Raw genomic sequence first — 21,432 nt, forward strand, 5'->3', positions numbered from 1 at the left:
GCGACAACAGCGGCAAGGGCAACCGAACTTCAGGAGGGGCAAGACTTTATGTGCGGAATCGTGGGTTACATCGGCAAGCGTGACGTGGCACCGCTGCTGCTGGAAGGCCTGCAGCGACTGGAGTACCGCGGGTACGACTCCGCGGGCATCGTCGTCAACAACCCGAAGTCCCCCGCGCTCAAGGTGGTCAAGGCCAAGGGCCGTGTCCGCGAGCTGGAGTCCCGGGTGCCCAAGCGCTTCGCGGGCACCACCGGCATCGCCCACACCCGCTGGGCCACCCACGGCGCGCCGAGCGACATCAACTCGCACCCGCACCTCGACGCCGAGAACAAGGTCGCGGTCGTCCACAACGGCATCGTCGACAACGCCGCCGAGCTCCGCGTCAAGCTGGAGTCCGAGGGGGTCGTCTTCGTCTCGGAGACCGACACCGAGGTCATCGTCCACCTGATCGCGCGCTCCCAGGCCGACACCCTGGAGGAGAAGGTCCGCGAGGCCGTCAAGGCGATCGAGGGCACGTACGGCATCGCCGTCATGCACGCCGACTTCGCCGACCGCATCGTCGTGGCCCGCAACGGCTCGCCGGTCGTCCTCGGCATCGGCGAGAAGGAGATGTTCGTCGCCTCGGACGTCGCCGCGCTCGTCGCCCACACCCGCCAGGTCGTCACCCTCGACGACGGCGAGATGGCCACCCTCAAGGCCGACGACTTCCGCACCTACACCACCAGCGGCGCCACCACCACGGCCACGCCGGAGACCGTGGAGTGGGAGGCCGCCTCGTACGACATGGGCGGCCACGACACGTACATGCACAAGGAGATCTCCGAGCAGCCCGACGCGGTCGACCGCGTGCTGCGCGGCCGGATCGACGACCGCTTCAACACCGTGCACCTGGGCGGCCTGAACCTGGACCCGCGCGAGGCGCGCGGCATCCGCCGGGTCAAGATCCTGGGCTGCGGCACCTCGTACCACGCGGGCCTGATCGGCGCCGGCCTCATCGAGAGCATGGCCCGCATCCCCGCGGACGCCGAGCCGGCCTCCGAGTTCCGCTACCGCAACCCGGTCGTGGACCCCGACACCCTCTACATCGCCGTCTCGCAGTCCGGTGAGACGTACGACGTGCTGGCCGCCGTGCAGGAACTCAAGCGCAAGGGCGCCCGCGTCCTCGGCGTCGTCAACGTGGTGGGCTCCGCGATCGCCCGCGAGGCCGACGGCGGCGTGTACGTGCACGCCGGCCCCGAGGTCTGCGTCGTCTCCACCAAGTGCTTCACCAACACGGTCGTGGCCTTCGCGCTGCTCGCCGTGCACCTGGGCCGGATCCGGGACCTGTCGGTCACCGACGGCAAGCGGATCATCGAGGGCCTGCGCAAGCTGCCCGCGCAGATCCAGGAGATCCTCGAAGGCGAAGAGGACATCAAGAAGCTGGCGGCCGAGTACGCCGAGGCCAAGTCGATGATGTTCATCGGCCGGGTCCGCGGCTACCCGGTGGCCCTGGAGGCCTCCCTCAAGCTCAAGGAGATCTCCTACATCCACGCCGAGGCCTACCCGGCCTCCGAGCTCAAGCACGGCCCGCTCGCGCTCATCGAGCCGGCGATGCCGACGGTCGCGATCGTCCCCGACGACGACCTGCTGGAGAAGAACCGCGCGGCGCTGGAGGAGATCAAGGCCCGCAGCGGCCGGATCCTCGCGGTCGCCCACCGCGAGCAGGAGAAGGCCGACCACACGATCCTCGTGCCCAAGAACGAGGACGAGCTGGACCCGATCCTGATGGGCATCCCGCTCCAGCTGCTGGCGTACCACACGGCCCTGGCCCTGGGCCGGGACATCGACAAGCCGCGCAACCTGGCGAAGTCCGTCACGGTCGAGTAGTCGCACCTGCTCACCAGGCAAGAGAACGGCCCCCGGGGATTCCCCGAGGGCCGTTCCCTTGCGTCCGCTTCCGTACGTCCGCTTCCGTACGCGCCTCAGCCCGCGGCCACCGCGCCGCGGCCGGAGGCCTTGCCCAGTGCGGTGGGCCAGTGGGCCAGCGCCGCGGTGGCGCCGTACCAGAACAGCAGCCCGGAGAGTGCGGCCGCCCAGCCGGCCGCCTTGGCGAGCCCGCCGCTGTCGGCGAAGGAACCGACCGCGAGGAGCAGCAGGGAGAGGGTGAGCAGGGCGTACGCGCCCTGCCCGAACAGTCCGCTCGTGGCGCTCAGGGTGAGGGTCAGCGCGAGCAGGGCGAAGAGGACCAGGAACAGTCCGGCGGCGTGTGCCGAAACCTTTCCGTCCGCCCCCGACGCCCAGGTGAACCAGAAGGCACCGAGGCCCGCGAACGCCGTTCCGTTGAAACCGTTGCCGCCGCGGAATTCGAGGACTCCGAGGACGAACAGGGCGAGACCGCCGACGTAGGTCGCGAGTGACACGGAGTTGGCGACGGACACGCCGCTGACGACGGCGGTGTGGCCGATACCGAATGCGAGAAGGGTGAGACCCAGGGCTATGTTCCCGAGGGTCGAAGTCGAGGCCGTGCTTCCCGCAGAGACACCATTGTCCACGGCGGGCTCCCTTCGATCTGCAGTTGTTTGCTGCGTCCCAGCAGCATTTATCTACCCTTTACATGGGGGTTCACAACCGCACGAGCGACGTACAGTGGGTTACGGAATGACAACAACCGGTCGCTGTGCGCGCTTGGCCAGCCGGCCCGCCACGGAGCCGAAGATCCGGCCCACGATCCCGTGCGTCGAGCCCACGACGATGGCGTCCGCCGAGTACTCACGGCCGACCTCCTCCAGCTCGTGGCAGATGTCCCCGCCCCGCTCCACCAGGATCCACGGCACCTCGGCGAGGTAGTCCGCGCAGGCGAGCTCCAGCCCCAGCACCTCGGTGCGGTGGTCCGGTACGTCCACGAAGACGGGCGGCTCGCAGCCGGCCCACACGGTGGTGGGCAGCCGGTTGGCCACGTGCACGATGATCAGGCCGGATCCGGAGCGGCGGGCCATCCCGATCGCGTACGCCAGGGCGCGCTCACTGGACGTGGAGCCGTCGAACCCCACCACGACCCCGTGCCGGAAGGCCGGGTCGCAGGGCTGACGTGTCTGTTCCGCCGCGCGCAGGTCGCTCGATGTGTGGTCGGCGAGCGGTTTGCGCTTGCGGTCCGCGGGTTCGGGGAGTTCGTGACCGGCCATGGATGTCTCGGCGAAGAGGTCCTCGGGGGAAGGGACAAGGCGGCGTGGCGGCTATGAGCGGATGCGACGATTGAAAAAACGACGACTCTGGGTGACGGAGCTCTGTCCGGGAAGCATCTTCCCAAGCCCTTACCCACCAGGGTACGGCGACACTCCTATCCTGCACAGGGCATGCCGCCCTTGGAGAGCGTCCCAGGGAGCATGCCGGAGCGAGGGCTCCTTGGCAATGGCCGCTGTCCCCTACAGCCAGTGACGAGTTGCCGCACCAGCCACTCGCGCGCCACCCGTGCGCGCAGTGACCGAGCCCGGCCGCGCGCCGTTGGACAGGCGTCCGACCGTCCAGGAAGAGCCCGCAGGGAGCACGCCGTGCCCGGCCATCCGGTTCACCCCGTCCAGCCCGCTCAGCCGACCGTTCACCCGTCCGTGCGCCCGACGAGACGCCCCCATGACGACCCCGCGGGTGACGTGGTCCGCTGGGCCGCCTTCAGTTGCCTGCTCGTGCCCGTGGTGCTCGTCGTGTACGGAACCTCCTTCGGCGGGGTCGCCGTCGCGACCCTCGGGCTGGTCGCGGTCACTGCGGTGTGCCGGGCGATGCTGCGTTACTCGGAGAAGGCGGAGCGGGCCGCCCTGATTCTGACGGAGGACCGGCTGCCGCCGGGCAGGCGCCGCCGGCATTCGCGCGCCGGGAGCGGGTCCGGGGGCCGCGGCTGCCACACGGTCGGTGGAATCTCCTCAGAGGACTGACTGATTCGCACACCCACACCCGCATGTTTTCAGCCAAGTTCCCGGCACAGTGCCGGTCTTGCCGGAATGCCCCCTCAACCCCCCTACCACCAGCGACGACAGAGCCAGGGGGGCTCCGAGACCCTACGGGTACTGGCCATGGCCGGAGGGCGAGCTTCCCACTCCGGTAGCGGAGTGGAAGGCTTCCTGATCGAATGCTTTTCGCCAAGTTGCCAAGTCGACATAGCGCTGCGTGCTGAACTTGTCACGCCGACACCACGGGACGCAGTAGATTCGATCATGTATTTACGGCGGGGGATCCACGTGCAAGGCCGAGGGGAAACGTGCAGGTGCGACCAGACCAAGGAGTCGCGACACCCAAGGGGGGCTTAGCCATGAGCCAGGATTCCACCGCCGTCGTCGCGGACGCCGGCAGGAAGCTCGCGGGGCGTCGCCGCAGGGAGATCGTCGCGGTGCTGCTGTTCAGCGGCGGCCCGATCTTCGAGAGCTCCATTCCACTTTCCGTGTTCGGCATCGACCGGCAGGACGCGGGAGTTCCACGCTATCGACTGCTCGTCTGCGCCGGGGAGGACGGTCCGCTGCGGACCACCGGCGGACTCGAGCTCACCGCGCCGTACGGGCTGGAGGCGATCGCCCGGGCAGGCACGGTCGTCGTTCCGGCCTGGCGCTCGATCACTTCACCACCGCCTCCGGAGGCGCTCGACGCACTGCGTCTGGCGCACGAGGAGGGCGCCCGGATCGTCGGACTGTGCACGGGGGCCTTCGTGCTCGCCGCCGCCGGTCTGCTGGACGGCAGGCCCGCCACGACGCACTGGATGTACGCGCCGACGCTGGCCAAGCGGTACCCGTCCGTCCATGTCGATCCGCGCGAGCTGTTCGTCGACGACGGTGACGTGCTCACGTCCGCGGGCACCGCGGCCGGAATCGACCTGTGCCTGCACATCGTGCGCACGGACCACGGCAGCGAGGCGGCCGGGGCACTGGCCCGCCGGCTCGTCGTCCCGCCGCGCCGCACGGGCGGCCAGGAGCGCTATCTCGATCGGTCGCTGCCGGAGGAGATCGGCGCCGACCCGCTGGCCGAAGTCGTCGCCTGGGCCCTGGAGCACCTCCACGAGCAGTTCGACGTGGAGACGCTCGCGGCCCGCGCGTACATGAGCCGGCGCACGTTCGACCGCCGGTTCCGCTCGCTGACCGGCAGCGCGCCGCTCCAGTGGCTGATCACCCAGCGGGTGCTCCAGGCCCAGCGGCTGCTGGAGACCTCCGACTACTCGGTCGACGAGGTCGCCGGACGCTGCGGGTTCCGCTCGCCGGTCGCCCTGCGCGGGCACTTCCGGCGGCAGCTGGGGTCCTCCCCGGCGGCCTACCGCTCGGCCTACCGGGCGCGCCGGCCGCAGGCCGACGTGTCCCAGGTCACCGAGATGCCGGGGAGCCCGGTGCCGCACCAGCGCACCCCGCAGCCCCAGCGGGCGGCGGCCGCGCTGGCCGCGGCCGGCCCGACGGTGACGGAGCTGTACGCCCCGAACCGGGTCCTGCGCGAGCACGCGTAGCTCCCGCCACGGGCACTGCCTGACGGAGGTCCCCCGCATCGGTCACCACCGAAGCGGGGGACCTTCCGCGTAATCCGCATAAGCTGGGCCGCATGAACGATCGCATGGTGTGGATCGACTGCGAGATGACCGGGCTCTCGTTGACGGACGACGCACTTATCGAGGTGGCCGCACTGGTCACCGACTCGGAGCTCAACGTGCTCGGCGAAGGCGTGGACCTCGTGATCCGCCCGCCGGACGCGGCCCTGGAGACCATGCCCGACGTGGTGCGCGAGATGCACACCGCCTCCGGACTGCTCGACGAGCTGGCCGGCGGGATCACCCTCGCGGACGCCGAGGCGCAGGTCCTGGCATACGTACGGGAACACGTGAAGGAGCCCCGCAAGGCGCCGCTCTGCGGAAACTCGGTCGGTACCGACCGCGGATTCCTGCTGCGCGACATGCCCGCGCTGGAGAGCCACCTGCACTACCGGATCGTGGACGTGTCCTCGGTCAAGGAGCTGGCGCGCCGCTGGTACCCGCGGGCGTATTTCAACAGTCCGCCGAAGAACGGCAACCATCGGGCGCTCGCGGACATCAAGGAGTCCATCGCCGAGCTGCGGTACTACCGGGAGGCGGTCTTCGTCCCGCAGCCCGGGCCCGACTCGGACACCGCCCGGGCGATCGCCGCCAAGCACACCCCGTCCGCCGAATAGGACCCGGCGGGAGCCTCCGGAGGCGGGGCGGGGGAAAGGGGGGCGCGAGCACCCTCCCGGACCCTGTACCCTTTTCTTCGGCCGGTCGGTTTTCCGACCGGACATGGTGGGTGTAGCTCAGTTGGTAGAGCACCTGGTTGTGGTCCAGGTGGCCGCGGGTTCAAGTCCCGTCACTCACCCTGACAAGAGGGCCCCGGTCTGCGGAAGCGGATCGGGGCCCTCTGCATTCCCCGACTAGCGGCGGCGTTGGCCCGCGTAGAGAAGGGTCGCGGCGGTCAGGGCGTAGAGGCCTGCTGTGATGCCCAGGCCGACGGGGTCGACGGCGCGGTTGTCCGTGGCCTCGATCCACGGGTCCAGGCCGCCCAGCCGGTCCTTGAAGAGGACGACGCGCCGCCCCGTCGCGAACTGGCCGTGGCAGTTCTGGATGTCACCCAGCTCCGCGCGGCTTCCCGCGTCGTCGAGGACCCGGCAGAAGTGCCGTACGTCGCCCTTGCCGTTGACCCGCTCCCCCGCCTCCACGACCACCGCGCCCGTGCTTTCACCGAGCTGCTTGAGGTACGTCTCGTTGAGGTTGGACCCGGCGAACAGCCCCAGCGCGAACACGGCGAAGCCCACCAGGGTCGCGGCGCCCGCCCGCTTCCAGGCCGAGCCCGCCACGATCGGACCCGCCGCCGCGGCGGCGAGGACGATCAGGACTCCGACCCACAACATGCCGTAGGGGTATTGGCTGAGGAAGCCGCCCACCGTGGCCGCCGTGGGAATCAGCGCGGCCCAGAACAGCGTGTTCGCCGTCCGCCGCGGCCGCACGGCCGCGGCCCCCTCCGGACTCCCCGCTATACCGATCTTGTGCATCCCGACACCCTAGGCATGTTGGGCGCTGAAGGCCTCCGCGTGGCCGTGGGCCCAGGTTTCGAAGGTGCGGGCCGGGTGGCCGGTGAGGTGCTCGACGGCGTCGGTGATCTCGACCGGGAGCCCGTCACTGGCCGCCCAGTAGTCGAGGAGCGCGTCGGCGTAGGGGCCGGATATGTACCCGTCGACCTCGGCCTTCCACTGCTCGGCGGTGACGGACTCGAACGGTATGGGGGCGCCCAGGACCCCGCCGAGTATCGCGAGCTGGGTCGCGAATGTCAGCGGCTGCGGTCCCGTCAGGTGGTACGCGCGGCCGGCGAGGGCCGGGTCGGTGAGGACGGCGAACGCGGCCTCGGCGAGGTCGGCCTCATGGACCGGGTCGCAGTACGCGCCCGGGTAGGGCAGGTGGACCGGGCGGCCGGACTTCAGCGACCAGGCCCAGCCGAGGGCGTTGCTCGCGAAGGAACCGGGGCGCAGCAGGGTGGTGCGCAGCGGGGAGGCCAGCAGGGCCTCCTCGACGGCGAGATGGGAGGCGGCCAGCGGGCTGCCGGCCGCGCCGGGGGCGAGCACCGACGACGAGGACAGGAGCACGACGTGCTCGACTCCGGCGGTGACGGCCTCCTTGACGAAGGCGTCGATGGCGGAGGCCTCGGCGTAGAGGAAGACGGACCGGACTCCGGCCAAGGCGCCCGGGAAGGTCGCGGGATCGCCGAGATCGCAGCGGACGGTGTCTGGTGTGTCCGGCTCGCGGGAGGCGAGGCGGTGGGGGACGCCGTGGGCGGCGAGGAGGGAGACGAGACCGCGGGCTACGGAGCCGCGGGCACCGGTGACGAGGATCGACATGACGGGTTCCTGCTTCCTGTTCGCGTTCGTGTTCACGCTAGAATGAGTACGTGGCACAGATTCTGCACTACAAATATTCTGCGTCACACAGATAAATTTCAGGCATGGAGAAGCCGATGTCAACCGATTCCCCTCGTTCGAGTGACCGCGCCCGCGATGAGTGGAGCCGCGCCGAGCTGCTCGCGCGCATCGTCACCGAGAGCCAGCGGCACTACGCCGACTACTCGCTCTTCGCCCAGGCGATGGCCGACCACGTCGGCCTGCACCCCACCGACATGCAGTGCGTCGGGCTCCTCGACATGGAACCCGGACCCGTCAGCACCGGGGACATCGCCCGCCTCACCGGCCTGACCTCAGGCTCCGCCACCCGCCTCGTCGACCGGCTGGTCAAGGCCGGCATCGTCGAGCGGCTCGCCGACCCCCACGACCGGCGCCGCTCCCTCGTCGCCCTCGCCCCCGAGGCCCGCCGGCGGATCGGCGAGGCCTGGGACACCCCCGGCCGGGCCTTCGGCGCCGTCCTGGAGAGCTACTCCGACTCCGAACTCGCCGTCATCGCCGACTACCTGCACCGCGCCGCCGAGGTCGGCCGGGCCCAGGCCCAGCGCCTGAACTCCGGCGGCTGAGCCCCCGTACACGCGCCGGCGGCCGCCTCCGCGCTGCTCGCGGGGCGGCCACCGACCGACTACGGGCACCGGATACCGGCACCGGTTTAGGGCGCCGGCCAAGGGCACCGGCTGACGAGCGCTCAGCGCTGCGCGCTCGTCAGCCGCGACAGCCCCTTCGCCAGTTCGTCCGCGTTCATCACCGGGCTGATCTCGATCTCGGCATTCAGCTCCGCGAACAGGCCTTCGAGCAGCGGCGGCATCTCCGCGCTGTCCTGCATGTCGAAGACCATCCAGCAGGTCCGGACGCCCTGGGAGGGGCCGAAGTACGCGGCTTCCGGCTTGACCTTGTCCATGAGCTTCTTCATGGCCTGGGGCATGGCGCCGGTCTTGATGGCCTCATTGCCGGCCTGTGTGTCGATATGAGCGCGGAGCATGACTCTCATGCCTGACTCCTTCCGTCAGGCCCACACTCGGCCGGGCCACCGGGACCGGCAACATCTCCTCGCCCATCCGGGCCCGGCTCCGGCCCGGCCCCGGGAAGCGCTCAGTCGCCCGCCACCGCGCCCTGGATCTGGAAGTTGAAGTCCGCGTGCCCGAGCGTCCCCATCAGACGGAGCCAGATGGGCAGGAGCATCTCCGTCCCGCGCGCCGACTCGATGCCGCCGAGGTCGAGGACGCTCGCCTCCGGCCAGCCGAAGGAGTACAGCAGTTCGCGTACGGACTTCTTGGCGTCGGCGTCCTCGCCCGACAGGAACACGGTGTGCTCGCCCGGCACCCGCGCCGGTTCGACCATGACACGGCAGTTCATCGTGTTCAGCGTCTTGACCACCCGCAGCCCCGGGAACGTCCGCTGGAGCAGCTCTCCCAGGCTGTCGTCGTTCACCGGGTCGAGGGTGGGCGGGAACCCCCGCGAGAAGTCCAGCGGGTTGGCGATGTCGATCAGCACCTTGCCGTCCAGGTGCGCGGCGTCCGCCTCCGTCAGGGCGGCGACGCTGACCTGCCCGCCGGTGGCGTTGACCAGGACGTCCCCCTGCCGGGCGGCATCGGGGAACGGGGCGAGGCCGACCCGCGGGTGGGCCTCCTGCCATTCGGCGTACTCGGCACGGGCGAGGGTGGCCTCGGGGTCCCGGGTGCCGATGACCACCTCGTGCCCGAGCGAGAGGAGGCGGGCGGCCACCGTACGGCCGACGATGCCGGTGCCGAGGACTGCGTAGCGCATGACCGGTTCCATTCCGTTGGGGGAAGGGACGAAGGACGACCAACAACCCCGTACGGTACGCGTCAGCCGCGCCGCTTGCGCCGGCTTACCCGGCGCGTCCGTACGCCGCCCGACCCGCCCCGCGCCCGGTCGTCCAGGGCGATCCACACCCTGACCTCGGTCCCGCCGAGCATCGAGCGCCCGATCCGCACGTCGCCGCCCGTCGATTCCGCGACCCGGCGCACGATGTCCAGCCCGAGCCCCGTCGAACCGTCCCGTCCGCCGTCGTTGCCGCGCCGCAGCGCCGCGTCCGGATCGGCGATCCCGGGGCCCGCGTCCGAGACGAGCACGATGACCGCGTCCCCCGCGTCGTGGACGTCCACCGCGAACGGGGTGCCCTCCGGGGTGTGCCGGAACACGTTGCCGAGCAGGGCGTCGAGCGCGGCCGCGAGCTCCGGCCTGGCGACCGGGAGCCGTACCGTACGGTCCACGCCCGCGAGCCGCACCTCGCGGCCCTCGTCCTCCGCCAGCGCCGACCAGAAGGCCATCCGGTCGCGGATCACCTCCGAGGCGTCGCAGCCCGCCCCGGCCCCGCCGCCCGCCGCGGACGCCGGCGCGCGCTGTTCACGGGCGGTACGGATGATCGTGTCGACCTCCCGTTCCAGCTGCTCCACCGCCGCCCGGGTCTGCTCCGCGGCCGGCCCGTCACCGAGCGAGGCCGCGTTGAGCCGCAGCACCGTCAGCGGCGTCCGCAGCCGGTGCGAGAGGTCGGCGGCCAGCTCCCGCTCGTTGGCGAGGAGTTCCACCACCTGGTCCGCCATCGAGTTGAACGCGACGGCCGCCGAACGGAGTTCCTTCGGCCCGTCCTCCGGCACCCGCGCCCCCAGCCGGCCCTCGCCCAGCTGGTGCGCGGCGTCCGCGAGCCGCTCGGCCGGCCGCACCAGCCGGGCGCCGAGCCGGTCGGCGACCGCCACCGAGCCCACGATCAGCGCCAGTCCCACGCCCGCGAGGACCACCCAGGCCGTCGCGACGCCGTTGCTGACCTCGCTCTCCGGTACGAAGATCTCCACGACGGCGATGTCCCCCGAGCCCAGGGCGGTCGGCTGGAGCAGCGCCGAACCGCCCCCGGACAGCGGGGCCGTCATGGCCCGCCCCATCCGCCGGGTCTCCTCCACGGCGTGCGCCCCGGCCCGCGTGGTGCCGATCTCCGCCGGCGCGCCGCCGCCGATCGCCGGCACGTGGACCGCCATCCGCCGGGCCGCGCCCATCTGCGTGGACTCGACGGCCTTGCGCAGCTGCCCCGGGTCGGTGGTGATGGACAGGGTCGGGCCGATCGTGGCGGCCTGCCGCTCGGCGTTGGAGAAGGCCCGGTCGCTGGCCATCTCCTGGACGACGAGCCCGAGCGGTACGGCGAAGGCCACGACCACCATGGCCGTGACCGCGAGGCACACCTTGACCAGCGCCCATCTCACTGGGGCGGCTCCAGTTTGACGCCGACCCCCCGCAGGGTGTGCAGGTACCGCGGCCGCGCGGCCGTTTCGCCCAGCTTGCGGCGCAACCAGGACAGGTGCACGTCGATCGTCTGGTCGTCCCCGTACGACTGCTGCCAGACCTCGGCGAGCAGCTCGCGCCGGGCCACGACCACCCCGGGCCGCCCGGCGAGGAAGGCCAGCAGGTCGAACTCCCGCCGCGTGAGGTCGAGTACGGCCCCGTCCAGCTCGGCCTGGCGCCGCAGCGGATCGATGGCCAGCCCGCCCACCCGCAGCACGCGCGAGGGCGGCTCTGCCCCGGCGGCCGCGCGGGCGCGGCGCAGGACGGCGGACATCCGGGCGGAGAGGTGCTCCACGGAGAAGGGCTTGGTCAGGTAGTCGTCGGCGCCGTCGTTGAGGAGCCGGACGATCTCGGCCTCGTCGTCGCGCGCGGTGGCGATGATCACAGGTACGTCGGTGATGCCGCGCAGCATCTTCAGCGCCTCCGACCCGTCGAGGTCGGGCAGCCCGAGGTCGAGGATGACCACGTCGAACCGGTGGTGGGCGACCTCGCGCAGCGCCTCCAGGGCCGTACCGACGCTCCGCACGGTGTGCGAGGCCTCGGTCAGGTGCCGGATCAGGGCGGAACGTACGAACTGGTCGTCCTCGACCACGAGCACACTTGCCATGGCCCGCACCGTAGTCCATTCGGGGGACCGCGCGGGGTGTCGGGCCGCCTCCTGGACCGGTGGTGCAGTATGTGCCCTGATGCACCGAGGACTTGTTCACGCACTTGCCTGGACGCTGGCCACCGGGGCGGCGGTGACGCTGTCCTGGTGGGGCGTGCACACGGTCATGTCCGGAACGGCCTACGATCCGCCGCTGGCGGTGCCGCTCACCACGCAGCCGCTGTCCTCCTCGACGCACCGCGCGGCGGCGCCCTCGCCTCCGCCGGCCTCGGACGCGCCGTCCCCGTCCGCCGCCTCCCCCTCGGCTTCGCCCTCCGCCGGCGCCTCCTCCTCGAAGCCCCCGCAGAAGGCGGCCCCGCCGAGCCCGCGCCAGGACGAGCAGCGGGGCGACGGCGGGGACCAGGGCGACGTGAAGGCCTATCCGGTCACGGGTGGCCGTGTGGTCTTCGACCTCGGTACGTCCTCGGCCGAGCTGGTCTCGGCGACGCCGGACGCCGGCTGGCAGATGCAGGTGTGGAAGCAGCCGTACTGGATCCGGGTCACCTTCACGAAGGCGGGCCGGGAGATGTCGGTCTTCTGCACCTGGAACGACCACCCGCCGATGGTGGAGACGTACGAGCGCTAGGCCTGTCGTGCGTCAGACCAGGACGGTGATGTTCGTCGCCTGCGGCCCCTTCGAGCCCATGCTGACGTCGAACTGGACCCTCTGGTTCTCCTGGAGCTCCTTGAATCCGGACCCCTGGATCTCGCTGTAGTGCGCGAACACGTCCGCGCTGCCGTCCTCGGGCGCGATGAACCCGAAACCCTTCTCGGCGTTGAACCACTTGACGGTGCCGTTGGCCATGTCCCTGTCTCCCTTGCCTTGCGGATGCCCGCTCGCCCCGGCGGGGCGTTCGACTCGCAGACATACCCGCCCGCGGGGTGTTCGGAGCGCAAGGTCATCCGTACGAGGGCGTGTCGCGACGGGTCGCTGCCGCTCAGCGGAAGACGGAGGGCGGGGGCTCCGGCGAGGCCACCGCCGAGGCGTCCGCGACCGGGGCCGCGCCGCCCGCGAAATCGGCGAGGGCCCGGCCGTGCTCGACCCGGCCGGGATGCGGGTCGCTCGCGACCCGGCGGGTGAACTCGCCGACCGGCAGCTCCCGGTCGGCAGCCACCAGCACCGCGTTGCCGAACCGTTTCCCCCGCCACACCACCGGGTCGGCGGCCAGCGCCAGGTGCTCGAAGCGCGACGCGGCCGTCGCGATCTGGCCCTTCAGGTGCGCGAGCGGGGGACCGTCCGCGAGGTTGGCCACGTACCACCCGCCCGGCGCGAGGGCCCGCCGTACGTCGTCCAGGAACTCGGCGCTCGTCAGGTGCGCCGGGGTGCGCGCGCCGCTGAACACGTCCGCGATCACCAGGTCGGCCCAGCCGTCCGGAACCTTGGCCAGGCCCGCCCGCGCGTCCACCGCCCGGACCCGGACCCGCGCCTGCGGGTCCAGCGGCAGGTGTTCCCGTACGAAGGCCACCAGAGCTGCGTCGATCTCCACGACCTGCTGGGTCGAGCGGGGCCGGGCGGCGGCCGTGTAGCGCGCGAGGGTGAAGGCGCCCCCACCCAGGTGCACCACGTTCAGGGGCTGCCGGGCGGGCGCGACGAGGTCGATGAGGTGGCCGATCCGGCGCTGGTACGCGAAATCGAGGTACCCCGGATCGCCCAGGTCCACATGCGACTGCGGGGCTCCGTCGATGAGCAGCGTCCAGGCCTGCGCGCGCTCCCGGTCCGGAGCCAGCTCCGCCGTGCCGCCGCCCACCTGCCCGACGACCGCCTCGGAGCCTGCGCTCCCGCTTCCGCCGGCGCGCCCGCGCTGCCTACCGCCGCCGCTGCTGCCTTTGCCCTTGCCTGCCACCACCCCATTGTCACCGGTCAGCGGCAGTTGTCCGCCGCCTCGATCAGCCGGGCGGCCTCGCCGAGCGCGGCGCGCAGCACCTCCGGGTCGGTGACCGGACCGACGGCTTCCGGGGGGAGCAGCCAGCCGGTGTCACCGGCGGTGGGCGAGACGTCGCCGAAGCGCATGCCGCGTCCGTTGGTCTGGGTGCAGGCGCTGCCCGGCATGTCCCAGGCGTCGGCGGTGCCGGGCGGGACGAGGAAGCCGAGGGTGTCGTCGGAGCCGTCGTGCAGCACCGGGCCGACCCCGCCGGGCAGGCCGGCGGCGCGGCGGATGATGTCCACGGCCTCCAGGCCCTGCCGGGTCGGCACGGTCACCAGGTCCGGCGCCTCGGCCGGTGCGACCGCCACGGCGGTCGCGGCCGGGACGGGGGTCGCGCCCGAAGACGCGGGCGCGGTGTTCATTCCAGTGTTCTCCATGCCGCCCTCCACCAAGGGAACCCCTCCTCGATCCGCGTACGAGCGGGTGCGGGAGTCAGCTCACACCCCGCACGGGCTCAACGCGCGAAAACGTCAACGGGTGCGGTGGCAAGACGCTGCAAAGGATGGCACTTCATGGCAGATCGCGGGTGAGATATCCCTTTTGTAGCCAAACACCGCATCAACCGTCCGCCTCTGGCGGTACGTTCATGCGCGCCGGACCCGGCTCCATCCCGCGGAACCGGCGGTGCGTCCCTTGCCAGAGAGGCCACGTCCATGGCGGCGTTCCCCCACTCACCCAATCAGACGTTCCGGCGGCTGCGCGGCCGGCACTCCCCGGCCGAGTTCGCGGCCATGGTGCGCCGGGCCGCGAAGGAGATCGGAGAAACGGTTTCCTGCGACGCCCGCTACATCGGGCGGGTCGAATCCGGCGAGATCCGCTGCCCCAACTACGCCTACGAGCGGGTCTTCCTGCACATGTTCCCCGGCCGGACTCTGGCCGATCTGGGCTTCTCCCCGCGCGAGGCGGTCCGCGGCCGGTCCGCGCAGCGCTCCGCCCCTTTCACCCACAAGGAGAGCGACGTGCTGCGTCGCGCGTTCATGGCGGGCGGTTCCGCGACCGTGGCGGCCGCCACGATCGGCTTCACGCTGCTCGGCGACACCCGCCGACCGCCGTCCCGGGCCGGCGAGTCCGAGGCGGCCGCGGTCGAGGAGGCCGTACGCCAGATCCGGCTGCTGGACGACCGGCACGGGGCCGACGCCCTGTACCGCAAGGCCGCCGAACCCCTGCGCACCGCCTACGCGCTGCTGGACGCGGGGGCCTCCCGGCAGTCCACCGAGGACCGGCTGCACGCGGGCGCCGGTGAACTGGCCATCTCCGTGGGCTGGCTGGCGCACGACTCCGGCCGCTTCGACGACGCCCGCTCGCACTACGCGGAGGCGCTGGCGACGGCCCGGGTCTCGGGGGACGCGGGCCTGGAGGCGCACGCCTTCAGCAACATGGCCTTCCTGGCCCGGGACTGCGGCCGGCCCCGGGAGTCCGTACGGGCGGCCCAGGCGGGCCGCCGCGCCGCCCGCTCCCTCGGTTCCCCGCGGCTGCTGTCGCTGCTCGTGCTGCGCGAGGCGGGCGGCTGGGCGGGACTGGCCGACCGCAAGGCCTGCGAGGAGGCGCTGACCCGGGCGCACACGGAGTTCTCCCGCGGCACGGCGGCAGCCGACCCGGAGTGGATGTCCTTCTTCGGCGAGGCCGAGCTGGAGTCGCTGGAGTCGCGGTGCTGGGCGGCCCTCGGGGAGTACGCCCGCGCGGCCCGGCACGCCCGCCGCGCGGCGGACCTCCAGGATCCGCACTTCGCCCGGAACGTGGCCCTCTACACGGCCGAGCTGGCCGACGACCTGGCCCGCGCGGGCGCCCCGGACGAGGCGGCCTGGGCGGGCGGACGGGTCCTGGACCTGCTCACCGAGGTGCAGTCCACCCGGATCCGGTCCATGCTCTCGGGCACGGCCCGCGTCCTGGTCCCGCACCAGCGCAGCCCCCGGGTGGCGGCCTTCCTGACCCGCCACGCGACGGTCTGACCACCCGGCCACCCGGGCAAGGGACTTCGGGGACGGAGGCTCGGACTACAGGTCCAGGTGGCCCGTGTCGTTCCAGCGCTCCAGGGCGGGGGCACCGTACGCCCAGCCCAGGACCGAGAGGGAGGTGGGCTCCAGGCGGATGCGGGCGCCGAAGGAGGCCTCCAGGCCGAGCCAGCGGGCGGCCAGGGTGCGCAGGATGTGCCCGTGGGCGAAGACCAGCACGTCGCGCTCCGCCGAGCGGGCCCAGGCGACCACCTCGTCGGCCCGGGCCGCGACGTCGGCCACGGACTCGCCGCCCGGGACCCCGTCGCGCCAGATCAGCCAGCCCGGGCGGACCGCCTGGATCTCGGCCGGGGTCATGCCCTCGTAGTCCCCGTAGTCCCACTCCATCAGCGCGTCCCACGGATCCGCCTGGGCGCCGAAGCCCGCCAGGTCGCAGCTCTCGCTCGCGCGGACCAGCGGGCTGGTGCGGACCTCCACACCGGGCAGGCCGTTCCACGGGGCGCGGGCCAGCCGCTCGCCGAGCAGCTTCGCGCCGCGCCTGCCCTCCTCCAGCATGGGCACGTCGGTGCGTCCGGTGTGCTTGCCGAGCTGGGACCACGCCGTCTGGCCGTGCCGGGCCAGGAGGATGCGGGGGGCCATAGGGAACTCTCCCGGTAAGTAGTGATTCGTCCGACTTTGGGCGATTGCGTCGTCCATCCATCATCCATCACATGAACACCAGGCAACCCACCCCGTCGCACAAGCGTCCTACGACGTATGACTAATCGGCAGAAGCCCACCCGCTGGTGGGCCGAACTGCTGCTCCTGGGGCTCGTCTACGGCGCGTACACCGGTGGCAGACTCCTCGCCCGGGGCGACGTCCACCTCGCCGTCGGCCACGGTCTCTCGATCCTCCGGGCCGAGGAACTGCTGGGGCTCGACTTCGAACGGCCGCTCAACCGGCTGTTCTCGCAGCAGGAGCTGCTCGGGATACCCGCCGACTTCGTCTACGCCTCCCTGCACTACCTCGTCACCCCGGCCGTGCTGGTCTGGCTGTACCTGCGCCGGCCGCAGCACTACCGCAGCGCCCGTACGTGGCTCGTCGTCTCCACCCTCCTCGGGCTCGTCGGCTTCACCCTGATGCCCACCTGCCCGCCCCGGCTGCTGGACGCCGCCCAGGGGTTCACCGACACGATGGCCCAGTACAGCGCGTACGGCTGGTGGGGCGCCGAGGCCAGCGCGCCGCGCGGGCTCGGGGGCCTGACCAACCAGTACGCGGCCATGCCGAGCCTGCACGTCGGCTGGGCCCTGTGGTGCGGGGTCCTGCTCTGGCGACACGGGCGCCACCCGCTGCTGCGGGGGCTCGGCATCGCCTATCCCGCCGTCACCGCGCTCGTGGTCATGGGCACCGCCAACCACTACTTCCTGGACGCGGCCGCCGGAGCCGCCGTGATGGCCGCCGGGTACGCGATCGCGCGCCGGCTGTCCGTGCGAGCGGCCCGGCCGGGAGCCCGTGCAGCCGGTTTCCGCGGTACCGCCCCGATTGTCAGTGGCGGATGGGACACTTCCGCCCGTGAGCTCCTACCCGCCCAGCGGCCCGCCCCCGACGACGACACTGCGGCAGCGGCTCGCTGACCTGCGCGGCCCCGCCGTGCCGCCCCGCCCGCTCGACGCCCGCGCGCTGGCGGCGCTCGCCGCCAACCCCGGATGCGGCAGACGAGCCCTGCTCGACGGCGCCGGCGTGGACAAGACCGCCCTGGCCGCCGCCCTCGGCTCACCCGCCCCCTTCGGCCAGTCGCAGTTCGCGATCGTCCGCGGGAACTCCTTCGAGGCCAGGGTCAAGGGCGACGGCGGAGCCGAGCTCCTGCGGCTCGTGCACGAGCACCTCGGCGCCGGCGCCGAGCCCCCCGGCCCGGACGCCCGCGTCCCCGACCTGACCGCCGCCGGGCCCGAGGGCCGCGCCGCCCGCACCGCGCTCGCGCTGCGCGAGGCGACCGCCGCCGGGGACGCCTCCGGGGCCGCCGCCGGTGCGTGGACCCTGCTGGACCACCCGATGCTGGCCCTGGAGGTGGCGGGCTCCCCCGTCTATCTGGAGCCGGACGCCGTCGTGGTGCATCCCGACGGCCGCTGGACCGTCGTGGAGATCAAGTCGTTCCCGATGATCGACGGGGCGGCCGACGCCGCGAAGGTGGGCGCCGCCGCCCGGCAGGCCGCCGTGTACGTCCTGGCCCTGGAGAAGACCGCCGAGAAGCTGGCCTCCGCCGTGGTCGGGCACACCGTGCTGCTCGTCTGCCCCAAGGACTTCTCCAACCTGCCCGCCGCCGCGCCCGTCGACATCCGCCGCGAGCGGGCCGTGACCCGCCGCCAGCTGGAGCGGCTGACCCGGGTCGAGGAGCTGGCCGCCGCCCTGCCCGAGGGGCTCAGCTTCGACCCGGAGCGGTCCGCCGAGGAGCTGACCGAGGCGGTCGCGGCCGTCACCGCCGCGTACGCCCCCGAATGCCTGGCCGCCTGCGAGCTGGCCTTCCACTGCCGGGAGCGGGCCCGCGCCGCCGACGCGGTGACCACGCTGGGCCGTTCCGTACGGGGGGAGCTCGGCGCGCTCACCACCGTCGAGGAGGCCCTCGCGGCCGCCGCCGGCTCCGGCAGTCCCGAGGACCCGACCGCGGCCTCCCTGCACCACGCGGCCCGGCTGCGCGCCGAGGCCCTGGAGGCCGCCGCATGTCCCTGCTGAACACCCTCGCGCGCCTGGAGGCCGTCCGGGCGGGCCGGGCCCGGCCGCTGGCGACCGTACGGCACCGGCATCTGAGCGGGCGCCCGCTGGTCCTCGTACCCCTGACGACCGCGGGCGAGGCCGGGGCCCCGCTCGGCGCGCTGGTCGGCACGGATCCCGGGGAGCCGCGGCTGCTCGTGGTGCCGCAGCCGCGCGACCGCGACCTGCGCTGGGCCTTCCTGGCGGACCTGGCCGACGTGGTCCTGCCGTACGTGGACGGGTACGCGGACGACGTCGAGTACGTGGAGCGGACCGAGACCGACCCGGACACCGGCGCGAAGAGCAAGGTCGCCGCCGAGCTCTGCCTGGACGCACCGCAGCTGATCGTGCCGAGCCGGGCCGGCGTCGAGTACGTACGGCTGCTCGGGCGGTCGATGCGGTTCCGGCGGACGGCCGAGGAGGATCCGGAGAATCCGTATCCGGCGCCCACCCGGGTGCCGCTGCTGGGGCGCTGGTTCACGCACCTCGGCGAGCGCTCCCGGGTCCCGGGGGCCTCCATGCTGCTGTCGGCGACGGAGCTGCTCGGGCGGCACTGGGCCACCGGCCAGAGCAATCTGGAGGACCAGCACCTGGGCGCCCTGCTGTCGTGGATAGCCCCGCCGGAGGGGGAATCGGGCGCCGAGGCCGCCGTCCGGGCCGAACTGGGCCGCGACCGGGACGGGCAGCTGTTCGTCCCGCCCGCGGGGCCCGCCACCGACCCTGCCTTCGACAACAAGCTGCTGGCCCCGGCGATGGCCCGCTACGACGCGGCGCGCGCCGGGGACGACCCGAAGGCGGTGGACCGGGCCGAGGCGGCCGTCCGGGAGCTCGTCGCCGAGCAGATGCGCCCCACCTGGCGGGCGGTGTGGCAGTCCCTGGAGCTGCTGCGCGCCCTGCCGGCCGGGGAGCGGGCCGAGGAGCGCTGGACCCGCGACCGCTGGTCGTACACCGGGCACCGGGACCGGATCCGGGCGGGCGAGCCCCCGCAGCCGCGCCGCGACGACGCGGTGACGGCGGCGCAGAAGCTGGCGACGCGGGAGACCGAGCAGGTGCGGCTCGACGCCCAGGAGGCGCTGGACGATCCGCTGGTGATGGCGGGCCGGCGGCTGTCGGGCGAGGCCTTCGCGGGCGAGGTCACCGAGGTCGTGATGGAGTGGACGGAGTCGAAGCGGCCGAGTCCGCGCCCGCTGGTGACGGTGGCCACGGAGGACCGTCCGCAGCTCGCGGAGGGCGGCGGCGGCAAGGTGTTCCGCTCGCTGGAGGGCCGCCCGCAGGCGGCGCAGTTCGTCCGCTTCGAGGAGGACGGGCGGCTCGTGCTGCGGCTGCTGGACAAGATGGGCCGCGGCCGGGAGCCGGAGCCGGGCTCGGTGCCGGAGAAGGGCGACCGGGTCTGCTGGACGCTGTTCGAACACGACGCGCGCGGCGGCCCGAAGCTGCCGGACCCGGAGCGGACCCCGTGGACGCACGGCGGCCCGCCGGGATCCGCGACCGCCGCTCCGCTGCCCGACGCCGTGACCGATGAGGACATCCTGTGAGCACCGCATCCGACCGGGGATTCGATCCGGGTACGGCCGCCGCCGAGGCGACCGCCGCCATCCTGCGCGACACCCTGCACGGGAGCGCGCGCGGCGTGGTCGTCGACTCCCCGCCCGGGGCCGGCAAGTCCACACTGGTGGTGCGGGCCGCCCGGGAGCTGGCCGCGGCCGGGCGCCGGCTGATGGTGGTAGCGCAGACCAACGCGCAGGTCGACGACCTGGTGCTGCGGCTCGCCGACAAGGACCCGGAGCTGAAGGTCGGCCGGCTGCACAGCAGCGACGGCGACGCGTACGATCCGGCGCTGCGCGAGCTGCCCTCGGTCACCCTCTCGGCGAAGCCGGGGGACCTGGCCGAGCTGCCGATCACCATCTCGACGGCGGCGAAGTGGGCGTACGTGAAGGACGCGGAGCCCTGGGAGCACGCCATCGTCGACGAGGCGTACCAGATGCGCTCGGACGCGCTGCTGGCCGTGGCCGGGCTGTTCGACCGGGCGCTGTTCGTGGGCGACCCGGGGCAGCTGGACCCGTTCAGCGTGGTCGGCGCCGAGCAGTGGGCCGGGCTGTCGTACGACCCTTCGGCGAGCGCCGTCAGCACCCTCCTCGCGCACAACCCGCACCTTCCGCAGCACCGGCTGCCGGTGTCCTGGCGGCTCCCGGCGTCGGCTGCGCCGCTGGTCTCGCGGGCGTTCTACCCGTACACGCAGTTCCGCAGCGGTACGGGCCCGGGCGAGCGGCGGCTGTCGTACGGGGTCGCGGGCGACGGCTCGGGCCCGGACCGGGTGCTGGACGAGGCCGCCGAGTCGGGCTGGGGCCTGCTGGAGCTGCCCGCGCGGCACACCCCGCGCACCGACCCGGAGGCCGTACGGGCGGTGGCCCTGGTGGTCCGCCGGGCGCTGGACCGGGGGGCGGTGACGGCGGACGAGCAGTCCGAGGTCCCGGCCCCGCTGACCGCCGACCGGATCGCGGTCGGCACGGCGCACCGGGACCAGGCGGCGGCCGTCCGCGCCGCCTTGGCGGACCTCGGCGTCACCGGGGTCACGGTGGACACCGCGAACCGGCTCCAGGGGCGGGAGTACGACCTCACGGTGGTGCTGCACCCGCTGTCGGGCCGCCCGGACGCGACGGCGTTCCACCTGGAGACGGGCCGCCTGTGCGTGCTGGCCTCGCGCCACCGGCACGCCTGCGTGGTCGTGGCCCGGGCGGGGATAGCGGAACTGCTGGACGACCACCCCTCCACGGAACCGGTCCAGTTGGGCGTGACGGTGAAATTCCCGGACGGCTGGGAGGCGAACCACTCGGTCCTGGCCCACCTGGCGGAACACCGGGTCGCCTGGAGGCCATGAGACGCCGGACGGAGTCCGGCACGCCGCCAGCGGCGGCCGAGGGCTACAGCCCCTGGAGGCCCTGACGGGCCCGAAGGCGGCGCTCTTGCGCGGCGTTGGACAATGGAGGG

Annotated in this window: 23 protein-coding genes and 1 tRNA gene; 12 read left to right on the plus strand and 12 right to left on the minus strand. The window is 72.9% G+C overall.

Going from position 1 to position 21,432, the window contains the following annotated elements; genetic code table 11:
* Positions 1 to 48 precede the first annotated feature (48 nt).
* A complete protein-coding gene (gene glmS, locus OG509_RS14330; RefSeq protein WP_403736693.1) occupies positions 49 to 1,866 on the plus strand; it encodes a glutamine--fructose-6-phosphate transaminase (isomerizing) in 1,818 nt (605 codons plus the stop codon).
* Positions 1,867 to 1,961: 95 nt separating this feature from the next.
* Here glmS and OG509_RS14335 read toward each other — a convergent pair whose 3' ends face one another.
* Both OG509_RS14335 and OG509_RS14340 read right to left on the minus strand, forming a co-directional pair.
* On the minus strand, positions 1,962 to 2,531 hold the full coding sequence (locus OG509_RS14335; protein ID WP_385579475.1) for a GPR1/FUN34/YaaH family transporter: 570 nt from the start codon (positions 2,529 to 2,531) through the stop codon (positions 1,962 to 1,964).
* Between the two features lie 99 nt (positions 2,532 to 2,630).
* A complete protein-coding gene (locus OG509_RS14340) occupies positions 2,631 to 3,161 on the minus strand; it encodes a universal stress protein (RefSeq protein WP_406182969.1) in 531 nt (176 codons plus the stop codon).
* 423 nt (positions 3,162 to 3,584) lie between these two features.
* Here OG509_RS14340 and OG509_RS14345 point away from each other — a divergent pair, with 423 nt between their 5' ends.
* From OG509_RS14345 to OG509_RS14360, 4 genes are all read left to right on the plus strand, one after another.
* On the plus strand, positions 3,585 to 3,905 hold the full coding sequence (locus tag OG509_RS14345) for a hypothetical protein (protein WP_406182970.1): 321 nt from the start codon (positions 3,585 to 3,587) through the stop codon (positions 3,903 to 3,905).
* A 374-nt stretch (positions 3,906 to 4,279) separates the two neighbouring features.
* Positions 4,280 to 5,452: a helix-turn-helix domain-containing protein gene (locus tag OG509_RS14350; protein ID WP_385579483.1), complete on the plus strand. Its 1,173-nt coding sequence runs from the start codon at positions 4,280 to 4,282 to the stop codon at positions 5,450 to 5,452.
* A 92-nt stretch (positions 5,453 to 5,544) separates the two neighbouring features.
* Positions 5,545 to 6,147, plus strand: coding sequence for an oligoribonuclease (gene orn, locus OG509_RS14355; RefSeq protein ID WP_406182972.1), 603 nt, complete (start codon positions 5,545 to 5,547; stop codon positions 6,145 to 6,147).
* A 106-nt stretch (positions 6,148 to 6,253) separates the two neighbouring features.
* Positions 6,254 to 6,326, plus strand: a tRNA-His gene (locus OG509_RS14360).
* Between the two features lie 55 nt (positions 6,327 to 6,381).
* Here the strand turns inward: OG509_RS14360 and OG509_RS14365 are convergent.
* Together OG509_RS14365 and OG509_RS14370 are read right to left on the minus strand one after the other, a co-directional pair.
* Positions 6,382 to 6,999, minus strand: coding sequence for a hypothetical protein (locus OG509_RS14365; RefSeq protein WP_406182973.1), 618 nt, complete (start codon positions 6,997 to 6,999; stop codon positions 6,382 to 6,384).
* Between the two features lie 9 nt (positions 7,000 to 7,008).
* On the minus strand, positions 7,009 to 7,875 hold the full coding sequence (locus tag OG509_RS14370) for an NAD(P)H-binding protein (protein WP_406182974.1): 867 nt from the start codon (positions 7,873 to 7,875) through the stop codon (positions 7,009 to 7,011).
* Positions 7,876 to 7,955: 80 nt separating this feature from the next.
* Here OG509_RS14370 and OG509_RS14375 point away from each other — a divergent pair, with 80 nt between their 5' ends.
* The gene (locus OG509_RS14375) at positions 7,956 to 8,462 is read left to right on the plus strand and encodes a MarR family winged helix-turn-helix transcriptional regulator (protein ID WP_406182975.1); all 507 of its coding nucleotides are present in this window, start codon (positions 7,956 to 7,958) and stop codon (positions 8,460 to 8,462) included.
* 122 nt (positions 8,463 to 8,584) lie between these two features.
* Here the strand turns inward: OG509_RS14375 and OG509_RS14380 are convergent, their stop codons facing one another.
* The 4 genes from OG509_RS14380 to OG509_RS14395 all read right to left on the minus strand — a co-directional run bounded on the left by OG509_RS14380 (position 8,585) and on the right by OG509_RS14395 (position 11,800).
* Complete coding sequence (locus OG509_RS14380; RefSeq protein WP_406182976.1) at positions 8,585 to 8,887, minus strand: DUF3303 family protein; 303 nt, start codon at positions 8,885 to 8,887, stop codon at positions 8,585 to 8,587.
* A 101-nt stretch (positions 8,888 to 8,988) separates the two neighbouring features.
* Positions 8,989 to 9,663, minus strand: coding sequence for an NADPH-dependent F420 reductase (locus OG509_RS14385; RefSeq protein WP_406182977.1), 675 nt, complete (start codon positions 9,661 to 9,663; stop codon positions 8,989 to 8,991).
* Positions 9,664 to 9,725: 62 nt separating this feature from the next.
* Positions 9,726 to 11,114 (minus strand): sensor histidine kinase, encoded by a 1,389-nt coding sequence (locus OG509_RS14390; protein WP_406182978.1) that lies wholly within the window; start codon positions 11,112 to 11,114, stop codon positions 9,726 to 9,728.
* On the minus strand, positions 11,111 to 11,800 hold the full coding sequence (locus OG509_RS14395; RefSeq protein ID WP_030161684.1) for a response regulator transcription factor: 690 nt from the start codon (positions 11,798 to 11,800) through the stop codon (positions 11,111 to 11,113). The genes OG509_RS14390 and OG509_RS14395 overlap by 4 nt, the downstream gene beginning before the upstream one ends.
* Before the next feature lie 79 nt (positions 11,801 to 11,879).
* On the opposite strand from OG509_RS14395, the gene OG509_RS14400 reads away from it, so the two are divergent.
* Positions 11,880 to 12,425, plus strand: a complete 546-nt coding sequence (locus OG509_RS14400) for a hypothetical protein (protein WP_406182979.1) — start codon at positions 11,880 to 11,882, stop codon at positions 12,423 to 12,425.
* Positions 12,426 to 12,437: 12 nt separating this feature from the next.
* Here OG509_RS14400 and OG509_RS14405 read toward each other — a convergent pair whose 3' ends face one another.
* The 3 genes from OG509_RS14405 to OG509_RS14415 form a co-directional block, all read right to left on the minus strand.
* Entirely contained in the window at positions 12,438 to 12,644 is a 207-nt protein-coding gene (locus tag OG509_RS14405; RefSeq protein WP_406182980.1) for a cold-shock protein, read from the minus strand.
* A 133-nt stretch (positions 12,645 to 12,777) separates the two neighbouring features.
* Positions 12,778 to 13,683 (minus strand): spermidine synthase, encoded by a 906-nt coding sequence (locus tag OG509_RS14410; RefSeq protein WP_406182981.1) that lies wholly within the window; start codon positions 13,681 to 13,683, stop codon positions 12,778 to 12,780.
* 17 nt (positions 13,684 to 13,700) lie between these two features.
* Positions 13,701 to 14,141 (minus strand): hypothetical protein, encoded by a 441-nt coding sequence (locus OG509_RS14415; protein WP_406182982.1) that lies wholly within the window; start codon positions 14,139 to 14,141, stop codon positions 13,701 to 13,703.
* A 276-nt stretch (positions 14,142 to 14,417) separates the two neighbouring features.
* Between OG509_RS14415 and OG509_RS14420 the strand changes: the two genes are divergently transcribed.
* Positions 14,418 to 15,713: a tetratricopeptide repeat protein gene (locus OG509_RS14420; protein WP_406182983.1), complete on the plus strand. Its 1,296-nt coding sequence runs from the start codon at positions 14,418 to 14,420 to the stop codon at positions 15,711 to 15,713.
* Between the two features lie 45 nt (positions 15,714 to 15,758).
* Here OG509_RS14420 and OG509_RS14425 read toward each other — a convergent pair whose 3' ends face one another.
* Complete coding sequence (locus OG509_RS14425) at positions 15,759 to 16,355, minus strand: histidine phosphatase family protein (protein WP_030866362.1); 597 nt, start codon at positions 16,353 to 16,355, stop codon at positions 15,759 to 15,761.
* 117 nt (positions 16,356 to 16,472) lie between these two features.
* Between OG509_RS14425 and OG509_RS14430 the strand changes: the two genes are divergently transcribed.
* The 4 genes from OG509_RS14430 to OG509_RS14445 are packed head-to-tail and all read left to right on the plus strand — an operon-like array spanning position 16,473 to position 21,322.
* The gene (locus OG509_RS14430) at positions 16,473 to 17,330 is read left to right on the plus strand and encodes a phosphatase PAP2 family protein (RefSeq protein ID WP_406182985.1); all 858 of its coding nucleotides are present in this window, start codon (positions 16,473 to 16,475) and stop codon (positions 17,328 to 17,330) included.
* Positions 17,269 to 18,426, plus strand: a complete 1,158-nt coding sequence (locus OG509_RS14435; RefSeq protein WP_406182987.1) for a hypothetical protein — start codon at positions 17,269 to 17,271, stop codon at positions 18,424 to 18,426. The genes OG509_RS14430 and OG509_RS14435 overlap by 62 nt, the downstream gene beginning before the upstream one ends.
* On the plus strand, positions 18,414 to 19,979 hold the full coding sequence (locus tag OG509_RS14440) for a hypothetical protein (RefSeq protein ID WP_406182989.1): 1,566 nt from the start codon (positions 18,414 to 18,416) through the stop codon (positions 19,977 to 19,979). The genes OG509_RS14435 and OG509_RS14440 overlap by 13 nt, the downstream gene beginning before the upstream one ends.
* Complete coding sequence (locus OG509_RS14445) at positions 19,976 to 21,322, plus strand: AAA domain-containing protein (RefSeq protein ID WP_406182990.1); 1,347 nt, start codon at positions 19,976 to 19,978, stop codon at positions 21,320 to 21,322. The genes OG509_RS14440 and OG509_RS14445 overlap by 4 nt, the downstream gene beginning before the upstream one ends.
* Positions 21,323 to 21,432: the final 110 nt, after the last annotated feature.

This window comes from Streptomyces sp. NBC_01006 (assembly GCF_045162725.1).
Classification (GTDB): Bacteria; Actinomycetota; Actinomycetes; order Streptomycetales; family Streptomycetaceae; genus Streptomyces.